Annotated in this window: 24 protein-coding genes and 3 tRNA genes; 20 read left to right on the top strand and 7 right to left on the bottom strand. The window is 62.1% G+C overall.

Annotation, left to right across the window (positions count from 1 at the left end):
- Positions 1 to 146 precede the first annotated feature (146 nt).
- Together L6963_RS07560 and L6963_RS07555 are read right to left on the bottom strand one after the other, a co-directional pair.
- Complete coding sequence (locus L6963_RS07560; protein WP_237207288.1) at positions 147 to 716, bottom strand: hypothetical protein; 570 nt, start codon at positions 714 to 716, stop codon at positions 147 to 149.
- 30 nt (positions 717 to 746) lie between these two features.
- Positions 747 to 1,463 (bottom strand): hypothetical protein, encoded by a 717-nt coding sequence (locus tag L6963_RS07555; protein ID WP_237207287.1) that lies wholly within the window; start codon positions 1,461 to 1,463, stop codon positions 747 to 749.
- 446 nt (positions 1,464 to 1,909) lie between these two features.
- Here L6963_RS07555 and L6963_RS07550 point away from each other — a divergent pair, with 446 nt between their 5' ends.
- From L6963_RS07550 to L6963_RS07505, 10 genes are all read left to right on the top strand, one after another.
- Positions 1,910 to 2,416, top strand: a complete 507-nt coding sequence (locus tag L6963_RS07550; RefSeq protein ID WP_237185208.1) for an asparaginase domain-containing protein — start codon at positions 1,910 to 1,912, stop codon at positions 2,414 to 2,416.
- Between the two features lie 72 nt (positions 2,417 to 2,488).
- Positions 2,489 to 3,226, top strand: coding sequence for a hypothetical protein (locus L6963_RS07545; protein ID WP_237207286.1), 738 nt, complete (start codon positions 2,489 to 2,491; stop codon positions 3,224 to 3,226).
- Complete coding sequence (locus L6963_RS07540) at positions 3,226 to 5,445, top strand: RecQ family ATP-dependent DNA helicase (protein ID WP_423816778.1); 2,220 nt, start codon at positions 3,226 to 3,228, stop codon at positions 5,443 to 5,445. Before L6963_RS07545 ends, L6963_RS07540 begins: the two co-directional genes overlap by 1 nt.
- Before the next feature lie 18 nt (positions 5,446 to 5,463).
- Positions 5,464 to 5,952: a tRNA adenosine(34) deaminase TadA gene (tadA, locus tag L6963_RS07535; protein ID WP_237207285.1), complete on the top strand. Its 489-nt coding sequence runs from the start codon at positions 5,464 to 5,466 to the stop codon at positions 5,950 to 5,952.
- 107 nt (positions 5,953 to 6,059) lie between these two features.
- The gene (locus L6963_RS07530) at positions 6,060 to 6,710 is read left to right on the top strand and encodes a TetR/AcrR family transcriptional regulator (RefSeq protein WP_237207284.1); all 651 of its coding nucleotides are present in this window, start codon (positions 6,060 to 6,062) and stop codon (positions 6,708 to 6,710) included.
- A 65-nt stretch (positions 6,711 to 6,775) separates the two neighbouring features.
- Positions 6,776 to 6,866, top strand: a tRNA-Ser gene (locus L6963_RS07525).
- 171 nt (positions 6,867 to 7,037) lie between these two features.
- Positions 7,038 to 7,676 (top strand): uracil phosphoribosyltransferase, encoded by a 639-nt coding sequence (upp, locus tag L6963_RS07520; protein ID WP_237207283.1) that lies wholly within the window; start codon positions 7,038 to 7,040, stop codon positions 7,674 to 7,676.
- A 462-nt stretch (positions 7,677 to 8,138) separates the two neighbouring features.
- On the top strand, positions 8,139 to 8,912 hold the full coding sequence (locus L6963_RS07515) for a winged helix-turn-helix domain-containing protein (protein ID WP_237185177.1): 774 nt from the start codon (positions 8,139 to 8,141) through the stop codon (positions 8,910 to 8,912).
- Between the two features lie 165 nt (positions 8,913 to 9,077).
- Positions 9,078 to 9,860, top strand: a complete 783-nt coding sequence (locus L6963_RS07510) for an alpha/beta fold hydrolase (protein ID WP_237207282.1) — start codon at positions 9,078 to 9,080, stop codon at positions 9,858 to 9,860.
- Between the two features lie 9 nt (positions 9,861 to 9,869).
- A complete protein-coding gene (locus tag L6963_RS07505) occupies positions 9,870 to 10,397 on the top strand; it encodes a SixA phosphatase family protein (RefSeq protein ID WP_237199555.1) in 528 nt (175 codons plus the stop codon).
- A gap of 155 nt (positions 10,398 to 10,552) precedes the next feature.
- Here L6963_RS07505 and L6963_RS07500 read toward each other — a convergent pair.
- Positions 10,553 to 10,644, bottom strand: a tRNA-Ser gene (locus tag L6963_RS07500).
- A 177-nt stretch (positions 10,645 to 10,821) separates the two neighbouring features.
- Between L6963_RS07500 and L6963_RS07495 the strand changes: the two genes are divergently transcribed.
- Complete coding sequence (locus tag L6963_RS07495) at positions 10,822 to 11,208, top strand: hypothetical protein (protein ID WP_237205635.1); 387 nt, start codon at positions 10,822 to 10,824, stop codon at positions 11,206 to 11,208.
- 111 nt (positions 11,209 to 11,319) lie between these two features.
- Here L6963_RS07495 and L6963_RS07490 read toward each other — a convergent pair.
- Positions 11,320 to 11,410, bottom strand: a tRNA-Ser gene (locus tag L6963_RS07490).
- A gap of 169 nt (positions 11,411 to 11,579) precedes the next feature.
- On the opposite strand from L6963_RS07490, the gene L6963_RS07485 reads away from it, so the two are divergent.
- From L6963_RS07485 to L6963_RS07465, 5 genes are all read left to right on the top strand, one after another.
- On the top strand, positions 11,580 to 12,572 hold the full coding sequence (locus L6963_RS07485; RefSeq protein WP_237207281.1) for an NAD(P)H-quinone oxidoreductase: 993 nt from the start codon (positions 11,580 to 11,582) through the stop codon (positions 12,570 to 12,572).
- Between the two features lie 163 nt (positions 12,573 to 12,735).
- Positions 12,736 to 15,006, top strand: coding sequence for a carbon starvation CstA family protein (locus L6963_RS07480; RefSeq protein WP_237207280.1), 2,271 nt, complete (start codon positions 12,736 to 12,738; stop codon positions 15,004 to 15,006).
- A 9-nt stretch (positions 15,007 to 15,015) separates the two neighbouring features.
- Positions 15,016 to 15,204 (top strand): YbdD/YjiX family protein, encoded by a 189-nt coding sequence (locus L6963_RS07475; protein ID WP_185174047.1) that lies wholly within the window; start codon positions 15,016 to 15,018, stop codon positions 15,202 to 15,204.
- Between the two features lie 135 nt (positions 15,205 to 15,339).
- Complete coding sequence (locus tag L6963_RS07470) at positions 15,340 to 15,825, top strand: dehydrogenase (protein ID WP_237207279.1); 486 nt, start codon at positions 15,340 to 15,342, stop codon at positions 15,823 to 15,825.
- Positions 15,826 to 15,972: 147 nt separating this feature from the next.
- A complete protein-coding gene (locus L6963_RS07465) occupies positions 15,973 to 17,139 on the top strand; it encodes an acyltransferase family protein (RefSeq protein ID WP_237207278.1) in 1,167 nt (388 codons plus the stop codon).
- A 12-nt stretch (positions 17,140 to 17,151) separates the two neighbouring features.
- Here the strand turns inward: L6963_RS07465 and L6963_RS07460 are convergent, their stop codons facing one another.
- Complete coding sequence (locus L6963_RS07460) at positions 17,152 to 17,391, bottom strand: hypothetical protein (protein WP_237196437.1); 240 nt, start codon at positions 17,389 to 17,391, stop codon at positions 17,152 to 17,154.
- A 178-nt stretch (positions 17,392 to 17,569) separates the two neighbouring features.
- On the opposite strand from L6963_RS07460, the gene L6963_RS07455 reads away from it, so the two are divergent.
- A complete protein-coding gene (locus L6963_RS07455; protein WP_237196438.1) occupies positions 17,570 to 17,947 on the top strand; it encodes a hypothetical protein in 378 nt (125 codons plus the stop codon).
- On the opposite strand, the gene L6963_RS07450 is transcribed toward L6963_RS07455, so the two are convergent.
- Together L6963_RS07450 and L6963_RS07445 are read right to left on the bottom strand one after the other, a co-directional pair.
- Positions 17,944 to 18,573, bottom strand: coding sequence for a response regulator (locus L6963_RS07450; protein WP_272878415.1), 630 nt, complete (start codon positions 18,571 to 18,573; stop codon positions 17,944 to 17,946). The genes L6963_RS07455 and L6963_RS07450 overlap by 4 nt on opposite strands.
- On the bottom strand, positions 18,570 to 19,979 hold the full coding sequence (locus tag L6963_RS07445) for a sensor histidine kinase (protein WP_237207277.1): 1,410 nt from the start codon (positions 19,977 to 19,979) through the stop codon (positions 18,570 to 18,572). The genes L6963_RS07450 and L6963_RS07445 overlap by 4 nt, the downstream gene beginning before the upstream one ends.
- Before the next feature lie 159 nt (positions 19,980 to 20,138).
- Between L6963_RS07445 and L6963_RS07440 the strand changes: the two genes are divergently transcribed.
- The 3 genes from L6963_RS07440 to L6963_RS07430 all read left to right on the top strand — a co-directional run bounded on the left by L6963_RS07440 (position 20,139) and on the right by L6963_RS07430 (position 22,946).
- Entirely contained in the window at positions 20,139 to 21,230 is a 1,092-nt protein-coding gene (locus L6963_RS07440) for an ABC transporter permease (RefSeq protein WP_237207276.1), read from the top strand.
- 19 nt (positions 21,231 to 21,249) lie between these two features.
- Entirely contained in the window at positions 21,250 to 22,008 is a 759-nt protein-coding gene (locus L6963_RS07435; protein ID WP_237196444.1) for an ABC transporter ATP-binding protein, read from the top strand.
- Between the two features lie 86 nt (positions 22,009 to 22,094).
- On the top strand, positions 22,095 to 22,946 hold the full coding sequence (locus L6963_RS07430; protein ID WP_423816777.1) for an HpcH/HpaI aldolase/citrate lyase family protein: 852 nt from the start codon (positions 22,095 to 22,097) through the stop codon (positions 22,944 to 22,946).
- Positions 22,947 to 22,973 lie beyond the last annotated feature (27 nt).

Here is a 22,973-nt window from a genome sequence, read left to right as displayed (position 1 = left end):
AGCCTTTCACGGGGGGATTGTTACCCTCCCATGCTACTGACTCTGCCGCTACCCGCGAAAGGCTGCGCCCCGGCGTCCTCATGCGGGGAGCAGAAGGACGCCGGGGTGCAGTAATCCGGGTAATCGAGGCCTGGAGGCCGGGCGGCTTAGAAGATGCCGCTTGCCTTGCGGCCGGTATCGGTCAGGGTGATCTCGCGAGAATCGCGGTTCTGGTCGTTGCCGGTTGAGGTATCCCCGGCGATGCGGCCTACCTGGGTGACGGTGATGTAGTTGCGCAGGCGGCCCTCTGAGGTGAGGCCATCACCGAAGTTGAGGTTGGCGACCAGCTGGGTTTCACCAACCTTGATGGGGTTGGCCAGGGTGACCAGGAAGCTACGGGTTGAGGTGGCAGCGTTGAAGCCCAGATCGCGGGTGTAGGCGCCGTTGAACCAGCCGGGGGTAATGAGGCGGTCAACGCCGGTAGGGCCCGAGGCGGTCTTCACGTCGATGCGGAAGGACACGACGGGGAAGTCCCCGTAGTAGCGGTCGGTGCCCACGTTCTTCAGGCGCAGGGCGACCAGACCAGCGTAGCCTTCTGCCTTCCAGGATGAGACGGTGAGTACTGGTTCCAGGTCGTAGGCGGGGGTGGCTGCCTGGGCTGAGGTGGCAAAGGCTAGGGAGGCGGTGCCCAGGGCTAGGGAGGTGAGGGCGGTGCGACGGGTGATAGCGGTCTGCATGGTGGTACCTTCTCTCAAAGACGGGGCGGTTTAGTAGGAGTCAGCAGGGTTGCTGTAGAGCTTGACGGTGACCTGGTTCTTGATGGGAACGTTGGCGCGCCAGGCCACGGGGTTGGACCAGGTGCCGTTGAGCATGCAGTACTGCTGGGTGCCGGTCATAGCGATGGTGCGGAAGCCGTAGGTGGCTTCGCCGGTGTAGCCTGCGGGTACTTCGTAGGGGCCGATGGTCTGGCCGACGCTCCAGGAGAGGGAATAGGAGGCGTCGCCACCTACGGTCTTAGCGATGGAGTAGGCGATACCGGCGTTGATGCTGCCCTTATCGAGGTTCTGGGTGCCGCCCAGGTTGAAGGAAGCGGTTTCGGTCTTTGACCCGTTCACGCTCATGGTGACAGTCTGGGTCTTGGAGAGGTTCTGGGTGAGGTTGACGGGGGCTGAGGTGCTGTTGGTGGTTGAGATGGTACCGACGGGGGTGAAGTTGTCAGTGACCTTGTAGACCACGGTGCGGTAGTCTTCCCAGGCGTTGCAGACGGGGCGGGCGTTGAGGATGTTGGCCTTGAGGGAGTCGCTCTTGTGGTAGGTCTCCACGATGGGCAGGGTGGCGTTGAGGGCCGGGGTTTCGGGGTAGGTGTTGATGATGGTGCCGTTGCCCGCGTCGGTGCTTTCGGCGGCGGTGGCGGGTGCGGACGCCATGGAGAAGGCGAGTGCAGCTGCTGAGAGGGTTGCTGCTACTTTGGGTGCGAGCTTCATGGTTTGCTCCTAGGGTGAGGTGGTGTGTGGGTGGGCCTCTGGGGGCTTACGAGTCATTCTAGGAGCGGGTTTTGGCGCGCTTATATCGCAGGTTAGGACGCCCTTGCTTGGGGTGGGTGCGGGGTCTTGACTTTGGTGGTGGGCGGGTTTATTTAGTGTTTGAAATATTGCTGGGTTTTCTTTAAAAATAGGTGGGCTTATCCCTTAAAGTTGTGACGACTTTAAGGTTGTATAGACTTGACGTTTTCGGGGTAAAATTTTGTGTTGCACCTTACTTTTCCTGTTGTTTACCCTGTGTTTACGGAGTGCTCTCTTGCCCATGTTCGCTATGAGCGAATTAAATCAGGGGCAGGAAGTCCTAATTCCGCCCACTGGGCCAGCCACGGGCGTCCGCTTGCCCCTCCACTAGACTTAGAAACAAGCACCCCACAACCCTCAAGGAAGCCATGCCCATCAACAACGCAGAAACCGTTACTATCCTGACCACCGGTGGCACCTTCGACAAGGTTTACTCCGTCGCCGGTGAACTGGAAATCGGCGAACCCTCAGTGCCCGAGCTGCTCAGCTACGTGCTTACCGATACCGTTTTTGAGGTTCAAAGCGTGCTCAAGCTCGACAGCCTCGATATGGTTGATGCCGACCGTGCCGTGCTGACCGAGGCCCTCAACGCCGTACAGAACGACCGCATCATCATCACCCACGGCACCGACACCATGCCCGAAACCGCCCGCTACCTCGAAGCCAACGCCACCCTCGGCAACAAGGTAGTTGTGCTCACCGGGGCCATGCAGCCGGCGTCTATGCGAAAGTCCGACGCCAGCTTCAACCTGGGCGCAGCAGTCGCCGCCCTCAACCTGCTCGAACCCGGCGTCTACATTTCGATGAGCGGCCGTATCTTCCCTGCCTCCTCCGTAAAAAAGGACCGGGCTCGCGGCATCTTCGAAATCGCGTAAACCCTGGTGAGCGGGGCTAACGGCCGGTAGGCTTAAAGCAAGCACCGGCCACCCACTGACCAGGAGGACCCCGTGAGCCAGTACCCCGGCAACGACAACACCACCGGTAACTACCAGCCCCAGCAGCCCCCGGCCTACCCCAACCAGGCCCAGCCCCCGGCCTATTCGGCAACCCAGCCCGGCTACTACACCGAGCAGGGCGCCTACGCCGGCTATGCCCAGGCCTACGGGCAGGGCCTCCCCGCCCACATGGATGCACCCGAGCGCCCGCAGGCCCTCAAAACCGCCAGCCTCATCATGTACGTGATGATTGGCCTGGGCGTTCTGGGGTCTATTCTGGGCACTATCTTCTATCAGGAGATTCAGCAGGCAACGAGCAACAGCATCCTCTCCCTCTTCAGCGGGATAATGACCGAAGAAGACTTCGCTGCGGCGGAGGCTGAGATAACTGCGAGCGCAGATGCAGGTTTCGCTACTGCCGGCCTCATTATGGGTCTGGTCTTTGGTCTTATCTGGTCAGCCCTGCTCGTCTTCTTCACCATCATGATGAACAAGGGTCATAACTGGGCCCGTATCGTTCTGACCGTCGTGGCGAGCATCCAGGCTCTGAACCTGCTCATGGGCGCGCTGACCCTGCTTCTGGTCTTCCACTGGACCATGCTGGTAGACCTGCTCGCTGGTGTGCTAGCTATCGTCTTTTTGGTCTTCGTCTGGAAGAACCCCGTCTCAACCTACATGCGTCAGATCAAGGCCTACCAGCAGTGGAAGCTGCAGCAGGCCTACCTGGGTGCTGACCGGGGCCAGCGCTAGTGCCCCTGCCTCAACAGCCAGACCCGGTGGCGGGCGGCGTCCTTTCGCCCGGGAGCCTGCGGGCCGAGGCTACCGAGCTCCTTGCCCGCCTGACCGGCAACCCGGCTGCCGCCTTCCATCCCGGCCAGTTTGAGGCCATTGAGGCCCTGGTACAGCAGCGCCGCCGGGCCCTGGTAATCCAGCGAACTGGCTGGGGTAAGTCGGCGGTCTACTTCCTCTCCGCCCTGCTCCTGCGCAGGCGGGGGAGCGGGCCCGCCCTCATCGTCTCGCCCCTGCTGGCCCTCATGCGCGACCAGGTAGAGGCCGCTGCCCGTGCCGGGGTGCGGGCAGCTATGGTCAACTCGTCGAACGTGACCGAGTGGGACGCCGTGCGCGCCCAGCTCGCTGCCGGTGAACTCGATGTGCTGCTGGTAGGCCCTGAGCGGCTCAATAACCCCTCCTTCCGCTCAGACTGGCTACCCGAGTTGGTGCGTACCTGCGGCCTGCTGGTCATTGACGAGGCCCACTGCATCTCTGACTGGGGGCACGACTTCCGCCCCGACTACCGCCGTATCCGCGACCTGATTGCGGCCCTGCCCACCGGCGTCCCCGTGCTGGCTACCACCGCAACCGCTAACGAGCGGGTGGTGCAGGACGTCGCCGAGCAGCTCGGCACCCGGCAGCAGGGTAGTGCGGGCTCCGCTGATGACGTGTTTATTCTGCGGGGCCCGCTGTCCCGCGACTCGTTACGCCTGGGCGTCCTTACCCTGCCTACCGCCAGCGATCGCCTGGGCTGGCTGGCCACCCACCTTGGCAGCCTGCCGGGCTCTGGCATTGTCTACACCCTGACCGTCTCAGCGGCTGAAGATACCGCTACAGCCCTGCGGGCCGCCGGCTACGAGGTGCTGGCCTATACCGGTAAAACCGACCCCGATGAACGGCGCGAGGCCGAAAGTGCCCTGAAAGAAAATCGGGTCAAAGCCCTGGTCGCTACCAGTGCCCTGGGGATGGGCTTTGATAAGCCTGACCTGGGGTTTGTGGTGCACCTTGGGGCGCCCTCCAGCGCTGTAGCCTACTACCAGCAGGTGGGCCGAGCCGGTCGTGGCGCTATCAAGGCCGATGTGCTCCTGCTACCCGGCAGCGAAGACAGGGAAATCTGGGAGTACTTCGCCACCGCCTCGATGCCGACCGAAGAAAACACCGGTGCCGTGCTGGCGGCGCTGACCGAGGCAACCGCCGCGGGCACAGAGCTGAGCGTGCCAGCCCTCGAAACCCGAGTCGATGTTAGACGCTCCTCTCTTGACCTGCTTCTCAAGGTCTTAGCGGTAGAGGGGGCTGTGGAACGCGGTTCCCGCGGCTGGGTGGCGACCGGAGCTCCCTGGCACTATGACGCCCCCCGCTATGCCCGGGTGCGTCAGGCCCGTCAGCGTGAGCAGGAAGCCATGCTGGCCTACCAGCACACCGATACCTGCCGCATGGTCTTCCTCGCCCGCGAACTGGACGACACCACAGCCCGTCCCTGCGGCATCTGCGACGTGTGCGCCGGGCCCTGGTACCCCACCGGCTTCAACCCGGCCCTGACCGAGCAGGCAGGGGCGGCCCTGGCCCGCGTGGGCGTACTCATTGAGCCGCGCGGCATGTGGCCCACCGGCCTTGACCGCCTGGTTCCCCAGGCGGTACATGAAGTCACCGGCAAGCCCCTGCGCGGCAAGATCGCCGAGACTGAACGCGCTAGTGAGGGCCGGGCACTAGCCCGCCTGACCGACCTGGGCTGGGGCAACCGCCTGCGCGAGATTTTCGCCCCCGGACCCGACGGACAGCCCGTGGACGGCCCCGTCCCCACCGACCTGGGCAGGGCCAGCCTGCAGGTACTGGCCGAATGGGGCTGGGCGGAGCGCCCGGTCGCCGTCATTGGGCTGCCCTCGCCAGTGCGTCCGCAGCTGGCATCCTCACTGGCCCGCGGTATTGCCGCAGCCGGACGCCTGGCCGACCTGGGCGACTTTGAACTGGCGGACGCCCCCGCCCACTTCGGCGGCAACAGCGTCTTCCGCTGTGCCGGGGTGCTGAACGCCTACCGCCTGCCCCCGGCAGCGGCCAACTATCTGGCGACCAACCCGGGCCCGGTTCTCCTCGTCACCGATAGAATTGACTCTCGCTGGTCAACCACCGTCACCGCTCGCACCTTGCGGGCAGCCGGTGCGACCGCCGTCCTGCCCTACGCCCTGGCCCTTACCAACTAAGCACGCGCCGAAGGAACCATGCCCCGATCCGCCCTGCCCACGCGTCCGCGCAACCTACAGCACGAAGCCCTCATGCGCCAGGCCATCGACCAGGCAAAGCTGGCCCTAGCCAGCGACGATGTGCCCATCGGTGCGGTAGTTGTGGACGCTGCCGGGCAGGTTATCGGGCGTGGCTACAACCGGCGCGAGGCGGACGCCGACCCTACCGCCCATGCCGAGGTTATCGCTATCCGCCAGGCCGCGGAGCACCTGGGAAGCTGGCGGCTAGAGGGCTGCACCCTGGTGGTCACCCTCGAACCCTGCCTCATGTGCGCCGGGGCTATCCTGCTAGCCCGCCTGTCCACGGTAGTCATGGGGGCCTGGGAAGAAAAAACCGGGGCGGCGGGAAGTGTCTACGATGTGCTGCGCGACCGCAAGGTAAACCACTGGGTGGAGGTCTACCCCGGTGTGCTTGAGAAGGAATGCGCCGAGCTCCTGACTACTTTCTTTAGAAAACATCGCTCCTAGGCCGAATTGCCCCGCAAACGTACGGCAGAAAACTGCCTGCCCCGCCCCGTCATCATGTATCTTTGAAAAAGAAACATCATTTTTTCAAGTACCGTAAGGGGGAGGGCATGGCCGCGCAGCAGGCAGAAACGGTCGTCTACGCACACCAAACACCGGTGGTTGAGGCGAGCAAGCGCCGCCCCGGACGCACCAATAAGACCCAACTCAAACTCTTCGAAGCTGCCATGGACATCATGAGCGAGGGCGGACCCACCGCTACCACAGTAGAAGACATTGCAGAGCGCGCTGGGGTTTCCAAAGGTACGGTCTACTACAATTTTGGGTCGAAGAAGACCATGATTGACCAGCTCCTGCAGTATGGTGCCAAGCTCCTGCTGGCTGAAATGACGGTTGCCAGCGACCATGAGGACCCCAGGGAAGCCCTGCGCAGCGCCTTGTATGCAGCCATTATTTACCTGCGCGAGCACCCCGGCTTCGCCCGGCTCTGGGTTTCAGAACTCTGGCGGGCCGGTGCTGACTGGTCACCCACCACAGATTTGATCCGTGCAGATATTATGCGCTTTATCCGCGAGCTCATTAGCCGACTGGCAAGCCGCTACACCGTTCGAACGGACCGCTCCATCGAGGGGGTCTCCCTCATTATCTTTGGCGCGGTCTTCATGCTCTCCATGGACGAAACCCGCCACGGCGCAGAGCGCACCCCCGACGAGGGAGCCGAGCTGGCTATGCTCACCATCGACGGCTACATCCAGGGCTAGAGCCCTGCCTACTGGCCCCACTGAGTTGAGTGACCAGGGTATCTAGGGTAAAATTTCCAGAGTTTGGTGACGTGTCCGAGCGGCCGAAGGTGCAACACTCGAAATGTTGTGTACGGTAACCCCGTACCGAGGGTTCAAATCCCTCCGTCACCGCCACAAGTAAAAACCCGTTTCCCCTAGTGAGAGCTAGAGGGAGCGGGTTTTTTCGTGCCTGAGAAAGGCTCTGCAACGTAAATCTGACATAAACCTGCCCAGCCGTGCTACCCGCATGATACTCGTTTGCCCTCCAACTCTTCACGGACTGGCGCCCAGTGGTAGCTTTTAACTATGCGTATTAAAGTTCTGGACCACCCCCTGGTTGACCACAAAATTACCGTTCTTCGCGATAAGAACACCCCCTCCCCGATTTTCCGCCAGCTTGTTGACGAGCTCGTCACTCTGCTGGCCTACGAGGCTACCCGCGAGATTCGCGTTGAGCCCCGCGAAGTTGAAACCCCGGTTGCTACCACCGTCGGCTCGCACATTGCCAACCCCCGCCCCCTGATTGTGCCGATCCTGCGCGCTGGTCTGGGCATGCTAGAGGGCATGACCCGCCTTATTCCTACCGCTGAGGTGGGCTTCCTGGGTATGGCTCGCAACGAGGAAACCCTGGATATCGTCACCTATGCCGAGCGTCTCCCCGAGGATCTCACCGGCCGTCAGGTCTATGTGCTGGACCCCATGCTGGCCACTGGCGGTACCCTGATTGAGTCCATCAAGTTCCTGCGCGCTCGCGGCGCTGAGCACATCACCTGCGTATGCGTACTGGGTGCCCCTGAGGGTATTGAGGCCCTTGAGAAGGGCGTTGACGGCCTTGAGAACGTCGACCTCTTCCTGGCCGCCCAGGACGAGCGCCTCAACGAGAAGGCCTACATTGTGCCCGGTCTGGGCGATGCCGGTGACCGCCTCTACGGGGTCGCTGAGTAGGGATTTTTTAGCTCACTGCCTTTAGCCTAGGGGTAGCTCGCCGGGTGGCGGGCTGCCCCTGTTTTTATAGGGGCGGACGCCTGCTGCGGGCCCGGTGCGTGATGGCAAATATATTGCATGGTGAGATTTGGCCACAAAAAGGTATTGACATTTGAATTTCAGGCGTTCTAGCTGTCTGGTTTTTTCGGTAGGTAAAAATATGCAGAAAACCGGGGGTGTCAAGGCTTTATTCAGAACCTAGAGTGTAAAAGTATGCCGTGGGGTGTAAGGGTTTTCATGTTTGCTGACGCCCACCCAGAGGCTAGACTCAGATAAGTTGAAAAAATACGCGAATATTACTTGCTTTAAATACAAATTCGGACAACGATTAAAAGTAGACAGCAGGCCCACCCGCACACGGGGTTTGCTTTCTAGCGGAACCACACACTAATGCTCGACTCATACAGGGAGAAGGTAGGCAAAATGTCAGGTGCACCGGGGTATGTTCACATCTCGCAGCGCAACCGTTCTGCCGCTCAGCGCCAGCAGGGTGTAGCCGGTCATAGCCGTGGTATTGCAAAGCAGCAGCCCGCTAATCTTCGCCCTATGACCTACAAGCCTGAGCCTCCGCGCGCAGCTGCGCAGGAGAACGAAGCTCGCGGCTTCGTCATTTATGTTGGCCTTAGCGAAGAAGCTGCCGCTAACCACGGAACCTCTTTGGTGCGAATCGTCCAAGATACCCGCGCCTACGTGCAGAACCAGGTGCCCGGCGCAGAGTCCTACGCCGCTGTGGCGCTGGCCCCTGCCGATGCACAGGGTAGCGACCTTGAGGTCGTCCGCAATGCTCTGGGCGATCCCACCGCTGTGCACTACCAGCCTGAGGCGGTACCGGCGTCCGCTCATCACGGTGGCGAGGACGCCAAGCCCACCCACTCAGTGGGCGTGCTGATTGATCTTTCCCGCCGCGAGGTTTACCTGGACGGCGAACTGCTCAACCTCACCTACAAGGAGTTTGAGCTCCTCAACTACCTGGTTGAGAACGGCCAGCGCACCGTTGCCCGCGAAGAGCTGCTCACCAGCCTGTGGCGTGACGCTGAAGAAATCCCCAATGAGCGCACCATCGACGTGCATATCCGCCGTCTGCGCTCTAAGCTGGGTCGCCTATCGAATACCGTGCGTACCGTGCGCGGCCAGGGCTACCGCTTCTACGAGCACCCCGAGGTCGTTGTCTGGGCGGCACCGGAATACTCTATCTAGGCACACACCAATCAGACGAGAGCGCCGCGCTCAGCTATGCAGGCTGGGTGCGGCGCTCTTTGTGTGTGCGGACGCTCCCGCCCCGGCTCCCCGCCGCCGGATGAGCGGACGCTCCCGCCCCGGCTCCCCGCCGCCGGGTGAGCGGGCGGTAGTAGAGTAGAGGGCATGACTGTACCCGCTCTGAAAACATCCCTGGTTGGCTCTGGGCCCACTAAAACCGTATTTCTGCACGGCCTGCTGGGGCGTGGAAAGAACTTCACCCGTATCGCCAAGGGACTGGGGGAGGGCGTGCAGACCCTGCTGGTTGACCTGCCTAACCACGGCGCTAGCTACTGGACAGAGAGCTTCGACTATCGGCAGATGGCAGACCTGGCAGCTGAGGCAGTGGAAAACTATAGTGCCGGTGAGCCCATCGTGCTCATGGGGCACTCTATGGGCGGCAAAATCGCTATGCTGCTGGCCTTGCGCCACCCCCACTTGGTGAGCAAGCTGGTCGTTATCGATATCGCCCCGGGGGAATCTAAGGGTAGCTTTGAGATTCTCATGGATTCTATGCTGAACCTGCCGATCGACACCTACACTACCCGTTCCCAGGCCGAAGCTGACCTGGCAGTCAATGTACCAGCTGCCGGCACTCGAGCTTTTCTTCTACAGAATCTGACCATGTCTAAGACCGGTAACTCCTGGGAACCCAACCTACAGATGCTCCGTCGCCACCTGCCCGAGATTATGGGCTGGCCGGGGGCTGACGGAGTTTTTGAGAAGCCGGTACTGTGGGTCGCAGGTGGGGAATCCCCCTATATTACAGATGCCGACCTTGAGCCCATGAAACGGCTTTTCCCCCTGGTGCGCCGTGTGGTGATCAAGGGAGCCGGGCACTGGGTACACTCTGAGAAGCCTGAAGAGACCATTTACCTGCTCAAGCGCTTTATCGGCCTCGACGGTTAGGATGGGTGTATGACCGATTTCGCCCTGCCACGTCACGATGCCCGCACCCTCATTATCATGCGTCATGCTGAAGCTGACTGGGGGCTTGACGATTTCAACCGCCCCTTGACCCGTCATGGGAGTGAGCAGGCTCAGCGGGCCGGGGCATGGTTGAAGGAGAAGGGGCTGATACCCGAGATGCTGGTCAGCTCAGCGGCACTACGTACCAGGCAGACCACTACCTGGGTTTCAGACGCCCTGGGAGAGAAAGCGCCCACCGCTAGTCTGGATGAACGCCTCTACAACGCACCGGCCTCAGCCCTGCTCACAGCTATCAACCGCACCCCCGCCGGGGTGCAGTCCCTGATGCTGATTGCCCACCTCCCCGGAGTGCAGGACGCCGCCCTGCAGCTTGCCCGCCCCGATTCAGAGTACGAGGCGCTGATGGATGCCTCCTACGGGTATGCCCCCTCGTCCCTGACCGTTTTTGAGGTAAGCGGTGACTGGGACCAGCTGATTGAGGGCGAGGCCCGCCTCACCCACTTCGCGACCTTCTAGCGGACGTCCGCGCGGGTGGGGCGTCCGCACCTGTGGCGCTAACCGCCAAATGTGGCGGCGGCATCGCCACATTTGGCGGTTAGCAGCACACTTGCCAGCAGAGTGCCGTGAAGGTACAGAAAAACCCCGGTCGACCAAGGTCAACCGGGGTTTTGTGGCGGAGACGGGGGGATTTGAACCCCCGGTCGAGTTTAACCCCGACCCTTCATTAGCAGTGAAGTCCATTCGGCCGCTCTGGCACGTCTCCATAGTCTGTGTAGAGGCTCGTCAACGTGGCCTAGCAACACAGCTCTACCCATACTAGCGACAAAAGTAGCGGCGGTCAAAACCCCGTGAGATGCAGGCATTCACCCTGGAGGTGGCTGAGACCAGCTTGATAAACTGGCATAGATAGCGTCCAATAATCAGCGGTAAGGAAATAGGCGTGTCAGAATCGTATAACCAGCACGACCCACAGAACTCACAGCAGAACTACGGCTCCTACAGTGCGCCCAGCGAGCAGCCCTACGCCCAGAACTACAACCAGCCCTACGGCCAGGTTGCTGTAAACCCCGAGGGGCAGAAGCACGCCCAGAACGCCATGATTTTCGGCATTCTGTCCATCGTGATTGCGGGCCTCGGCGTGGTTTTTGGCCCCCTTGCCCTTTCTCAGGTTCGTAAGGCTGAATCCTACGGAGCTGAAGCAACCGTCGGTAAGGTCACCGGCTGGATTGGTCTGGTTCTGGGCATCCTTTCCCTGCTGTTTATCATCGCCTATATTGCCTTTATCGTTATTCTGATTGGCACCGCCGGCACTTCTTCTAGCTACTAATACTAGAAGTTTTTGACGTAGAACGAGCGGGGGTAGGCTGAGGCCTTGCCCCTGCTTCTGTCTCTGAACCCGGGCATGAAAAAGCCCGCTCCCTTACGGAAGCGGGCTTCGTGGCGGATGGTGTGGGATTTGAACCCACGAGACGGGGTTGCCGCCTACTGGTTTTCAAGACCAGCTCCTTCGGCCGCTCGGACAACCATCCAAACTGTGCTGAGCACTCCTACCATGGTACACAGTTGCCGCCCTAAAGCAAAATAGTGGTCTTTGTGCCCTTGCTCTCGTTAGGCTGAGGTGTAAGGGTGGATAGCAGTCGTCCGTCCGCCTAGCTGCCCCGGTAAGGGGCAGAAAACCCTGTGAGAAAAGGAGTCCCCATGCGCGCCATCCTCGAAGAAGAACACGGCGGCCCCGAGGTGCTGATCGTGAGCGAGCAGCCTACGCCGACACCCGGCCCCGGTCAGGTGCTGCTGCGGGTGGCGGCCAGCGGGGTCAACCGGGCGGACGTCTCCCAGCGGCAGGGCTTTTACCCTCCGCCCCCTGGGGCTAGTTCCATCTACGGCCTGGAGGTCTCGGGCACGGTGGAAGCCATGGGGGAGGGTGTCGATGAAGCCTACCTGAACCTGGAGCGGGTCGCCCTGCTCGCTGGCGGTGGGTATGCCGAGTACGTGGCGGTGGACCTGAACCACACCCTGCCGGTGCCCGAAGGCGTCAGCCTCGAAGACGCCGCCGGCCTCATTGAGGTGGCTGCAACGGTCTACTCCAACCTGGTTCTTACCCTGGGGGTTGCACCCCGCCCCGAGGGCAACAACGGCAAAACCCTGCTCATTCACGGTGGCACCGGCGGCATCGGCACCCACGCTATCGAACTGGCCCGAGCCCTGGGGCTGCAGGTTTTTGCCACCGGTGGTAGTGATGAAAAGTGCGACTTCATCCGGACCCTGGGCGCTGAGGCTATCAATTACCGCACTCAGGACTTTCGCAAAACCGCTCGCCAGCTTACGGACGGACGCGGGGCCGACTACATCCTGGACGTTGTGGGGGGAGCCTACCTAGAAGAGAACATTAAGACCCTGGCGGTAGATGGCTCTATGGCCGTCATCGGCCTGCAGGGCGGCCCCAAGGGGCAGCTCAACCTGGGCTATATGCTCCCGCGCCGCTTGAGCGTGCACGCCACTTCCCTGCGCTCGCGGTCGGCTGCTGATAAGGCCCGCATTGTGGACGGTGTGGGGCAGCTCGTGTGGCCCCTAATCGAAAGTGGGGAAATCTCGAACCATACCAGCGCTGTCTTCCCGCTTGAGCGGGCATCAGAAGCCCACGCCCATTTAGAAGCCGGGGAGCATCGCGGCAAAATCCTGCTGACCCCCTAATCTGCGGGCGTCCGCGCCTCTGAGGCGGGTGCCCTACCGGCAGGTAAGCGAAAAGCAGCGTCACAAGCGCCGTAATATGTGACCTGGCGCCCATAGGAGAGTATTGTGTGAGTGCACACACCCACACAGTTGTGGGATATCACAGTCACATTGGAGCCTCACCATGTCACCACAGAGCTCTTCAACCCTAGAGCAGGAGCGGCCGAAGCCCTACGTCGACCCCGACGTGCTCGATGCCGAACACCGTACCTGGAAGCCCAAAACTATCGCCATCTGGGCCCTCATCGCCCTGGTCGGAGCGGTTTCCTGGTCCATGATCGCTATCTTCCGCGGCGAAACCGTCAACGCCATCTGGTTCGTCTTCGCCGCCGTCTGTAGCTACCTGATTGCCTACCGTTTCTACGCCCGCTTCATCGAAGCCAAGCTCACCCAGCCCGATGACCGCCGCGCGACCCCCGCCGAATACGACGCTGACGGCAAGGACTACGCCGCCACCGACCGCCGCGTACTCTACGGCCACCACTTCGCCGCTATCGCGGGCGCTGGCCCCCTGGTGGGCCCCGTCCTGGCAGCCCAGATGGGCTTTTTGCCCGGCACCATCTGGATTATCGTCGGCGTTATCTTTGCCGGTGCCGTGCAGGACTACCTGGTGCTCTTCTTCTCCATGCGCCGGGGCGGACGCTCCCTGGGCCAGATGGCCAAGGAAGAGCTAGGAACCGTAGGTGGCTACGCCGCCATTCTGGCAACCCTGGCCATCATGATCATCATTACCGCTATCCTTGCCCTGGTCGTGGTCAACGCCCTGGGTGAATCCCCCTGGGGTGTTTTCTCGGTAGGTATGACTATCCCCATCGCCCTCTTTATGGGCGTTTACCTGCGCTACCTGCGCCCCGGTAAGGTGGGCGAAGTGTCGCTGATTGGCTTCGTCCTGCTCATGGCCGCTATCGTGGGCGGCGGCTGGGTCTCCAACACCGCCTGGGGTATGGAGTACCTGCTGCTTGACCGCGTTACCCTGGCCTGGTGCGTCATTATCTACGGCTTTATCGCCGCCGTCCTGCCCGTCTGGTTGCTGCTCGCCCCGCGCGACTACCTTTCAACCTTCATGAAGGTGGGCACCATCGTGCTGCTGGCTGTCGGCATTATCGTCGTCCGCCCCGAAATCACCGTCCCCGCCATCAGCGAGTTCGCCGGCCGCGCCGACGGCCCCGTCTGGTCAGGTTCCCTCTTCCCCTTCCTCTTTGTCACCATCGCCTGCGGTGCTCTGTCTGGCTTCCACGCCCTCATCGCCTCGGGTACCACTCCCAAGATGGTTGAAAAGGAACGCCAGACCCGTTTCATTGGCTACGGCGGCATGCTCATGGAATCCTTCGTCGCCATCATGGCCCTGGTCGCTGCTGTCACCATCGACCGCGGCATCTACTTCGCCATGAACTCAGCAGCCGGGGCAACCGGCGGTACCGTCGAATCAGCGGCCGTTTTCGTTAACTCCCTGGGCCTGACTGGCGTGCACGTCACCCCCGAACTGCTGCAGGGCACTGCGGACGCCGTCGGCGAGCACTCTATCGTCTCTCGCACCGGTGGCGCCCCCACCCTGGCTGTGGGTATGGCGCTGATTCTCAACCAGATGCTGCCCTGGTTCGAACTCACCAGCTTCTGGTACCACTTCGCCATCATGTTTGAGGCCCTCTTCATCCTCACCGCGGTGGACGCCGGTACCCGCGTAGCCCGCTTCATGCTCTCGGATACCCTGGGCAACTTCTTCCCCAAGTTCCGCGACCATAACTGGCGACTGGGCGCCTGGCTGACCACCGCCGTCATGGTGGCAGGCTGGGGTTCGATTCTGATTCTGGGTGTCACCGACCCGCTCGGCGGCATCAACACCTTCTACCCCCTCTTCGGTATCGCCAACCAGCTGCTGGCTGCTGTTGCGCTGGCTGTCTGCCTGGCGATTGCCGCGAACAAGGGCCGCTTCAAGTACCTCTGGATTATCGCCCTGCCCCTGGTCTTCGACCTGGTCGTTACGGTGGTGGGCTCCTACCAGAAGATTTTCTCGTCCAACCCCGCTGTGGGCTACTGGGCTAACCACTTCCGCTACAAGGACGCCCTGGCGGCCGGTGAAACCTCGCTGGGTGCGGCGAAGGACGTCGCTGCCATGGAGGCGGTTGTACGCAACACCTTCGTGCAGGGCTCGCTTTCAATCCTCTTCGTGGTGCTGACCCTGGTGGTCGTTGTTACCGCCCTGATTGAGGTCGTCAAGGCTAAGAACGGCCACGCGAAGGAAAGCAAGGAAAACCCCTACATCGAGTCGAAGCTCTACGCCCCGGCTGGCATGATTGCCACCCCCGCCGAGCGGGAGCTAGAGGCCCAGTGGCAGGAGTTCTACCGCAAGCACCCCGACCAGATCAGCGGTTCTGCCGGGCACAGTGGCCACTAGGAGGGGAGTATGAGCATCCGTTCTTTCCTCGCCCGCGTCCGCTGGTTCGCTAACGGAGTTATGGGCGCAGATAAGTACCAGAAGTACCTGGCCCACCACCGCGCCAGCGGCTGCGCCCACGCTCCTATGACCGAGCGGGAGTTCTGGAAAGACTACACCGACTCCCTCGATAAGAACCCGGGAGCTCGGTGCTGCTAGCTGACCACGGTAGGTACCATCGTAGTCAGAAAAACCCACGAACTAGCTGGGTATTTCTGACTACGATGGTACCTTCTCTGGGGAACAGCGATATTAGGGTAACCTAAGTATGTAGACCTCGTGAAAGGAGTAACCGTGGGTATCAAAGACTTCCTGCAGAGCCGCAGGGACGACGCCGAACTCGGCAAAGGCCTCTGGCGTCGCGCCCACGACCGCTTCGTCCGTGGCCTCGACCGCTTCCACCAGATTCTTGAGCGTGTGCCCGCCGGTCCCACTTTTGAAGAGCTTGTCCCCCTGGCTAATGACCTGGCTGACCTGCTGCCGCGCGTCCGCACTATTGCCGCTGAGGCTCAGCGCCTGGCCCCCAGCGAATCAAACGATATCCCCGCTTCTCCTACCGGGGTGTACTCCGACCTGCACCGGGCGCTTTCCAAGGCGGGTAACTCCCTAGCCCTTTGCGCTGAAGCCCTGGCTATGACCCGTTGCGCCGGTGATTGCGGCACCGACTGCACCCGCACCGCCACCATCGCCCGTCGGGTCGAAACGGTGCAGCAGCACGTTGCGGACGCCGAAGCCCGCCTGGATGCCGCCCGGCAGGAGGTGCTGGCCCCGGCGTCCTAACCGGTTCTGTCACCCATATCGCGTAGCTATCCCCTAAAAAGTGCCTGCCCACCTGCGCTGCTAGCCGGTAAGGTAGGTGGGTGCCTGTTCGCGCTTTCTCAGGGCACCGCCACACACCGCACTTGATTTAGAGGGGATTTCTACGCCATGAACCGCTATGCCCACATTGACGCGATGCGCGCTTTTGCGGTGCTGCTGGTGGTGTTTTCCCATGCCGGACTAACCTTTGTGCCGGGAGGGTCGGGCGTAACGATTTTCTTTGCTATCTCGGGCTTCATCATCACTTACCTGCTGCTGCGGGAGCGTGATAAGACCGGCGGGTTCGACCTGGCAGGCTTTTATATTCGCCGCCTGCTCAAAATCGCTCCGCCCCTGATTCTGGCGATTGTGATACCCACGCTGGTCTATCGGTCGATGGGTGGGGCCGTCGATACCCTGGACTTCCTGGGGCAGGTCTTCTTCTTCTTTAACCTGCGCTACCTGGACTCGCAGATTACGGTACTGCCGGGTACGCACGTGATGTGGTCCCTGTCGATTGAAGAGCAGTTTTACCTGGTCTTTGCCCTGATTTGGCTGGTGCTGGTGCGCTGGACTGCCTACCGGCGGGCCCTGACTGTGCTGGGTGTGGCCGTGGTGCTCTACTCGTCGCTCTCTCGCTGGGTTCTGCATGACGCCGGTGCTAGCGCCGATCGCATCTACTTCGGTACTGACACCCGTATGGAGGCTATTGCCATCGGCATGCTTACCGCCCTGTGGTACCACCGCTACGCCGCGGATGAGATGGTGCTGGGGCGTGAGGTCGTGGGCCGCCGCTACCGGTCGGGGGCCCTGATTCAGGACGGACGCACCATCCCGCTTCTGGGGCGCAACTGGGTGCTTTGTGCCGCCCTGGGGGTCTACCTGCTGACCCTGGTGATTCGTGATGATACCTTCCGCGATACGGTGCGCTATTCACTCCAGGCTTGGGCGGCGTCCGCTGTGATGCTCTGGGGCCTGGTTGCTTCGCGCCAGCCGCTGGGTGCTACTGTGCACCGCTTCTTGGCCTGGCGACCCCTACAGCTGATTGGCCTGTCGAGCTATAGCATTTACCTGGTGCACGACGTGCTCTTCAAGGCCCTGGAACCCCACCTGCACGGGCTGCCTACCCTGGCCCAGGTTGCCCTGCTGGCCCCGCTGGGCGTGGCCGCCGGTGTGGCGATGTATCTGGTGGTCGAAGTGCCGGTAATGCGTTTTAAAGACCGCTACTTCGGGGCGAACTGGAAGAAGCAGACAGCAGCAGCCGATACCCCCGGCCCCATGGGAACCAAGAGCTAGAGCAGCCCCTCGTTACGGTTTATCTGATGGGCGAGCGGGGCTGGTGTGCCGCCTTATCACAATGCAGGCGACCCACACAGCCCCAGAGAGCAGAGCCCCAAGAAACATGTAGAGCGATAGGACTCCAAGCCCGATGTAATGCTCCTCGCTGACCCGCGCCGACATGTAGAAGCCTAGGGCCGCTACCATAAAGAGCAGGGTTAGAGCCGCCGGTATTTTTCGTGCCTGTAGTAGAGACTTCTGGAATGCCATGAGGCCCACCTCCCATGAAACCTTATACCCGTGTATACGGTTGTTTTTATGGTGAGGCCTCAGCCCTGCCAGGTCAATACATCAAGAAATATTTACTTAAAGTAAGGTGGCTCCCCCCGAGGTGTAACAAGGAGTAGTCTCATGTTAAAGACACATTAGCCCACGCCGGGAGGCCACTGTGAAGTACAAGTCCGCACTCATTTTTCTTGCTATCGCTCTTTTATTTTTGGTTCAGAGCCTTATCTTTCAGGCACCCAATGAAAATGCGATGAACACCCGGCTGGTAGAGCTGTGTGCTGGATGCTTCGTAGCCGCCTGTTTCTGGTCTTGGCTTGCGACGTACCTTCGTAATAAGCTCGCAGCCTGGATTGCACAGATTTCAGGCATTCTTGGAGTTGTACTCTATGCCTACCGCATGTTCGGGGTAAATATATCTGACCTTACCGACCCCATTGTTTTGGTAGGTTCCGCCCTGGTCTTTCTCTTGCTAGCTGTTCCTGCCGCTTACGCTATTTACCTTCTGTTTCCGCGCTTCCGTCAGCAAGAAAACTTTTAGAGTAGCCCCTCGCTCCGGGCCGCCGCGATAGCTGCCGTGCGGTTATCGACGCCCAGCTTGGTGTAGATATGCACCAGGTGGGTCTTCACCGTGGCCTGAGAAATAAAGAGAGCCTCAGCCAGCTCCTTATTGGTAGCCCCGGTAGCCAGCAGCTTGAGCAGCTCCATCTCACGGGCCGACAGAGAAATAGCGGGCCGCTGCATACGCTCCATCAGGGCCGCCGTGATCTCGGGCGACAGCGTCCGCTCACCCCGCGCCGTCGCCAGTACCGCCGCCTGCACCTGCTCGGGCGGGGCGTCCTTCAGCAGATAGCCCAGGGCCCCTGCCTCAATAGCCGCAACGATATCGCCCTGAGTGTCAAAGGTCGTCAAAATCAGCACCGGCGGCCCGCCCGCAGCCTTGAAAGCGCGGGTTGCCTCGATGCCGTCCATGGGCTTCATCTGAATGTCCATGACCACCACATCCAGCGCCGCCCCCGCCCGGGCCTGCTCCGCAGCCACGGCGAGCGCCGCCGACCCATCAGCTGCTTCGGCAACCACATCGATGCCTTCAAAGCTTTCGAACATGGCGCGCAGGCCGGCGCGCACAACGGGGTGGTCATCAACGAGTAGGGCGCGGACGGTCACTGGGCCTCCTGGGTGGGTAGCGGCTGGTGGGGTGGCCGCTGACTGGTCTGGTTGAGGGGGATCCGGGCTGTGAGCACGGTGCCTTCGCCTGGGGTGCTTTCAATGTCTAGGCTACCGCCGATGCGGGTGACTCGCTCGGTGAGGGAAATGAGTCCGTAGCCGGTTCCGGTGTCGCTGAGGGTGCTGGCTGTGAGGGCCCCAGACCCCAAGGGACGAGGGGTGAATCCCCGGCCGTTGTCGAAGACATCGAGGGTGACTTCGCCGGGCCAGATACTGAGGGTGAGGGCCGCGCGGCTGGCGTCGGCATGGGCGGCGACGTTGGCGAGGGCACCCTGGGCTACACGCATGAGGGTTGCCGAAACCGCCTCGGGCAGGGCCTTGGCGGTTTCTTCGTCACCTTCAAGAATGAAGGCACAGGTGAGGGGCTTACCTGCGGCCCCCTGGGCGGTTTCGGTGGAGGCGGCAAGCGCCCTGAGTGCAGAGACCAGGGAGTCGTCGAGGGCCGGGGAGGAGAGGTCTCGGATAAAGCGGCGGGCTTCGGCCAGGTTGGCGGCGGCAGAGTCCTGGATGACGCGCACCTGGGCGGCTGCGGCGTCCGCCTTTCCCTCTTGGAGGGAGGACGCTGCTGCCCGGGAAACCAGCACAATAGACGAAAGCCCCTGGGCCAGAGTGTCGTGGATTTCGCGGGCCAGGCGCTCGCGTTCTTCGAGCTTACCGGCGCTGTATTGCTGCTGGACGAGCTCAGCCTGCACCGCGCGAAGCTGCTGGGCGAGCTGGTACTGGCGGGCAGCGTCGGCGCGCAGGGCGCGGTAGGTGAAGGAGATGACGATGGCGAGCAGGGCCCCCAGGGTGGGGCCGATGAGGTAGCCGGGGGCTAGCCCCTCGGAGTGAAGGTAGTCGAGGCCAAACCCGGCAGGCCCCACCAGGGGCAGGGCAATGGCCAGGGCGCAGAGGACGAGGGTGGCAGCTACCCCTGCTGCGGGAGCGAGCAGGTGCAGGTAGAGGAACATAATGGGGAAGACCACCCAGGTGAAGGAGCTATCGAGCGCCATAAGCCCCAGCCACAGCAGGGTAATGATTAGCAGCCACAGGTGGGCAGGGGTAAAGCGGGCTGCCTGCCGGTAGCGGGCGGACGCACCCGGCCGGGGGAAGAAGTCGGTGAAGGTTGCAGGTAGCCCCCGCCGGTTCTCGTAGACCGTACCGGCCAGATAGATTCCACCGAGCGCCAGTGAGAGCACCCCGATAACGGTATGCCGCACCTGGTAGACGCTGCCGACCACGGCCAGAACGGCACCAAAACACAGCAGAAAAGCGAACATGACGTGCAGACTCACCCGCAGAATCTTGAGCACCAGCAGGGTCTGCTGCGAGGAGGTAGCGGGGAGGGGGCTGGGTGCGGTCGTCATACAAACTCACTTTACCTTTTGCCGACCCGGTGCAGCTGGCGAGGCCGCATCAACCAAATGGTTGATTCCAGGTTCAACCCTTACCCCGATGTGGGCAACCCCCGGTGGGAGCTTGAATAGAAGTATCAAGTTTTCCTGTGTTTGAAAGGTAGTGCAGTCATGTTCGTTGGTTGGCGTGACATCCTCTTCGCTAAGGGCCGTTTCACCCTGATTGGGGCGACCGTAGCCCTGATTACCCTGCTGCTGGTCATGCTGACCGGTCTGACCGGCGGGCTGGGCAACCAGAACACCGATGCCCTTGAAAAGATGGGGGCTGACCGCTTCGTATTCGCCCCGTCTGAGAGCGGGGGCAAGGCATCCTTCACCGACTCTGCTGTCACTGCCGGGCTGCAGGATGAGTGGCAGGCAGCCGGGGCGGACGCCACCCCGGTCGGTTTCCTCACCGGCAAGGTTGAGGGCAACGGGGCCACCTCGATGAGCCTGATCGCTACCCCTGCCGGTTCTGACCTGGCTGAACACACTGCGCCCCTGCTCCAGGGCGCCGAGCCCGGTGACGGCCAGATCGCCCTACCCGCTGGCGTCGCTGAAGAGATTGGCGCGACCGTGGGCGATACCGTTACCTTCTCAGGCACCGACGTAACCATCTCAGGCATCACCGAAGACACCTTCTACTCCCACACCAACGCAGGCTGGGCAACCACCGCCACCTGGCAGAACATCACCCACCAGCGTGAAATCGAGGGGCAGAGCGCCGTGCTCGGCACCGTCCTAGCAGTAACCGGCAGCGCAGACTACACCACTACCGCAGAGGCCACCGGAACCCAGGCCCTGACCACCCGCGAATCATTCGCAGCCCTGCCCGCCTACTCCTCAGAAAACGGCTCCCTCAAAACCATGCAGGGCTTCCTCTACGGAATCTCTGCCCTAGTCATTATTTCTTTCTTGACCGTCTGGACCATCCAGCGCACCCGCGACATCGCCGTCATGCGCGCCCTGGGCGCCTCCCGCGCCTTCCTCACCAAGGACGCCCTCGCCCAGGCCGCCGTCATTCTGGCAGTCGGTGCCGCCCTGGGAGCCCTGGTGGGCTGGGGCCTCGGCACCCTGGCAGCAGGAGCCGTACCCTTCCAACTCTCCGCCCTCACCATCGCCGGGCCCGCCGCAGGCATCTGGGCCCTGGGCATGGGCGGGGCCCTCATCGCCCTGCGCCGCGTCGCCACCGTCGACCCGATGATTGCCCTCGGCGGCAACTAGAACAGAAAAGAGCCTCACCATGACTGACCTCCTCACCCGCCCCCTGGCCGAAGAAACCCTAGCTGCCCCCAGCGTCCTTGAACTGCGCGACATCGTGCTGGACTACCCCGACGGCGTAGACGAGAAGGGAAACCCGCGCACCATGCGCGCCCTAGATCACGTGAACCTCACCGCGAGCCGCGGCGAGTTCATCGCCCTGACCGGTGCCTCTGGCTCGGGTAAGTCCTCCCTGCTATCGGTTGCCGCCGGGCTCATCACCCCCACAGCCGGGGCCCGCCTGATCAACGGCACCGACACCACCGCCTATAGGGACGCCGACCTTGCGGCCCTGCGCCGCACCGACATCGGAATTATCTTCCAGCAGCCCAATCTCATTGCCTCCCTCACCGCCGCCGAACAGCTAGAACTCACCGCCCGCATCAGCGGTGCCCGCGGAGCAGAACTCAAAGCCGCCCGCGCCACCGCCGCCGACCTACTCGACATGGTAGGACTGGGCGACGCCGCCAACCGCCGCGTACACCAGCTCTCCGGCGGCCAGCGTCAGCGCGTCAACATCGCCCGCGCCCTCATGGGCTCACCCTCCCTACTCCTGGCCGACGAACCCACCAGCGCCCTCGATGCCGAACGCTCCACCGCCATCGTCGAGCTCCTGGCCAAGGTCACCGCCGAGTTCAACACCGCAACCCTCATGATTACCCACGACCTCGAACAGGTGCAGCTCACCGACCGGGTCGAGCACATGGTCGACGGCCGCCTAGAGAGTTCACCGGCAGCCTAGGCTTTACTCCGAGAGACAGCCAGCCCCGGGGCAAGCGGGCAGGGTAAACTTGAAGCGGTCAAAATAACCTTTACAAGGACACACCCGTGATTAACTTTCACCGCAACGAACGCGCAGCCTCCCTGCCCGCCCGTCTCTCCCGCTCCTGGTTACTAGTATCTGCCGCCGCCAGCGAAGAAACCATCGCCGCAGCCCTAGAATCTGAAGCTGACTCGGTCATCATCGACCTAGAGGACGGCTGCCCCGAAGAGCAGAAGGACGAGGCCCGCGAGCACACTATCGAGATGCTCAACCAGGGCGCCTCAGCCTGGGTACGTATCAACGGCATTGAAAGCGACCACTGGGCCAAAGACCTTGAAGCCCTCAACCGGGCAACCGGGCTCAAAGGCGTCATGCTGGCCATGACCGAGCACCCCGACCACGTCACCCGCACCGCCATGATGCTCCCTGCTGGTACCCCCGTCATTGCCCTCATCGAAACCGCCCTGGGCATGGTCAACGTGGTGCGCATTGCCAAGGCCCCCGGCACCTTCCGCCTGGCCTTCGGCGTGGGCGACTACCGCCGCGACACCGGCGTCTCCGCAGACCCTATCGCCCTGGCCTATGCGCGCTCCCAGCTGGTTCTGGCCTCCCGCGTGGGCGGCCTGGCTGGCCCCATCGACGGCCCCTCCGTCGGCAAGCACGGCGGCGACCTGCTCAAAGACTGCGCGGTAACCACCAGTCACGGTATGACCGGCAAGCTCACCCTCGACCCCGGCCAGACCGAAACCATCAACGTGGGCCTGGCCCCCAGCGCTGATGAAATCGAATGGGCCCGCGAACTGCTCCAGAAGAGCGAAGGCGACTCCGTGCCCAAGGACGGCTCCTACCTGCCCCGTCTGGCCCGTGCCCGCAAGGTCTCGTCCCTGGCTAAGACCTACGGCCTGTGGCGTAGCTAGAAGAACTCCCAGGTGGCAGCGGTAGGA

This window comes from Rothia nasimurium (genome assembly GCF_928392795.1).
Taxonomy (GTDB): domain Bacteria; phylum Actinomycetota; class Actinomycetes; order Actinomycetales; family Micrococcaceae; genus Rothia; species Rothia nasimurium_F.
The sequence above is the reverse complement of the archived record's forward strand: the minus strand, read 5'-3'. Positions and strand labels throughout refer to the sequence as shown.

Excerpts from the sequence above, each read along its gene's own strand:
- L6963_RS07505 (WP_237199555.1), top strand. The coding sequence starts at position 9,870 with ATGACCGATTTCGCCCTGCCACGTCACGATGCCCGCACCCTCATTATC.
- L6963_RS07475 (WP_185174047.1), top strand. The coding sequence starts at position 15,016 with ATGAGCATCCGTTCTTTCCTCGCCCGCGTCCGCTGGTTCGCTAACGGA.
- L6963_RS07510 (WP_237207282.1), top strand. The coding sequence starts at position 9,078 with ATGACTGTACCCGCTCTGAAAACATCCCTGGTTGGCTCTGGGCCCACT.
- L6963_RS07515 (WP_237185177.1), top strand. The coding sequence starts at position 8,139 with ATGTCAGGTGCACCGGGGTATGTTCACATCTCGCAGCGCAACCGTTCT.
- L6963_RS07435 (WP_237196444.1), top strand. The coding sequence starts at position 21,250 with ATGACTGACCTCCTCACCCGCCCCCTGGCCGAAGAAACCCTAGCTGCC.
- L6963_RS07480 (WP_237207280.1), top strand. The coding sequence starts at position 12,736 with ATGTCACCACAGAGCTCTTCAACCCTAGAGCAGGAGCGGCCGAAGCCC.
- L6963_RS07550 (WP_237185208.1), top strand. The coding sequence starts at position 1,910 with ATGCCCATCAACAACGCAGAAACCGTTACTATCCTGACCACCGGTGGC.
- L6963_RS07555 (WP_237207287.1), bottom strand. The coding sequence starts at position 1,463 with ATGAAGCTCGCACCCAAAGTAGCAGCAACCCTCTCAGCAGCTGCACTC.
- L6963_RS07485 (WP_237207281.1), top strand. The coding sequence starts at position 11,580 with ATGCGCGCCATCCTCGAAGAAGAACACGGCGGCCCCGAGGTGCTGATC.
- L6963_RS07530 (WP_237207284.1), top strand. The coding sequence starts at position 6,060 with ATGGCCGCGCAGCAGGCAGAAACGGTCGTCTACGCACACCAAACACCG.
- L6963_RS07440 (WP_237207276.1), top strand. The coding sequence starts at position 20,139 with ATGTTCGTTGGTTGGCGTGACATCCTCTTCGCTAAGGGCCGTTTCACC.
- L6963_RS07460 (WP_237196437.1), bottom strand. The coding sequence starts at position 17,391 with ATGGCATTCCAGAAGTCTCTACTACAGGCACGAAAAATACCGGCGGCT.
- upp (WP_237207283.1), top strand. The coding sequence starts at position 7,038 with ATGCGTATTAAAGTTCTGGACCACCCCCTGGTTGACCACAAAATTACC.
- L6963_RS07560 (WP_237207288.1), bottom strand. The coding sequence starts at position 716 with ATGCAGACCGCTATCACCCGTCGCACCGCCCTCACCTCCCTAGCCCTG.
- tadA (WP_237207285.1), top strand. The coding sequence starts at position 5,464 with ATGCCCCGATCCGCCCTGCCCACGCGTCCGCGCAACCTACAGCACGAA.
- L6963_RS07465 (WP_237207278.1), top strand. The coding sequence starts at position 15,973 with ATGAACCGCTATGCCCACATTGACGCGATGCGCGCTTTTGCGGTGCTG.
- L6963_RS07445 (WP_237207277.1), bottom strand. The coding sequence starts at position 19,979 with ATGACGACCGCACCCAGCCCCCTCCCCGCTACCTCCTCGCAGCAGACC.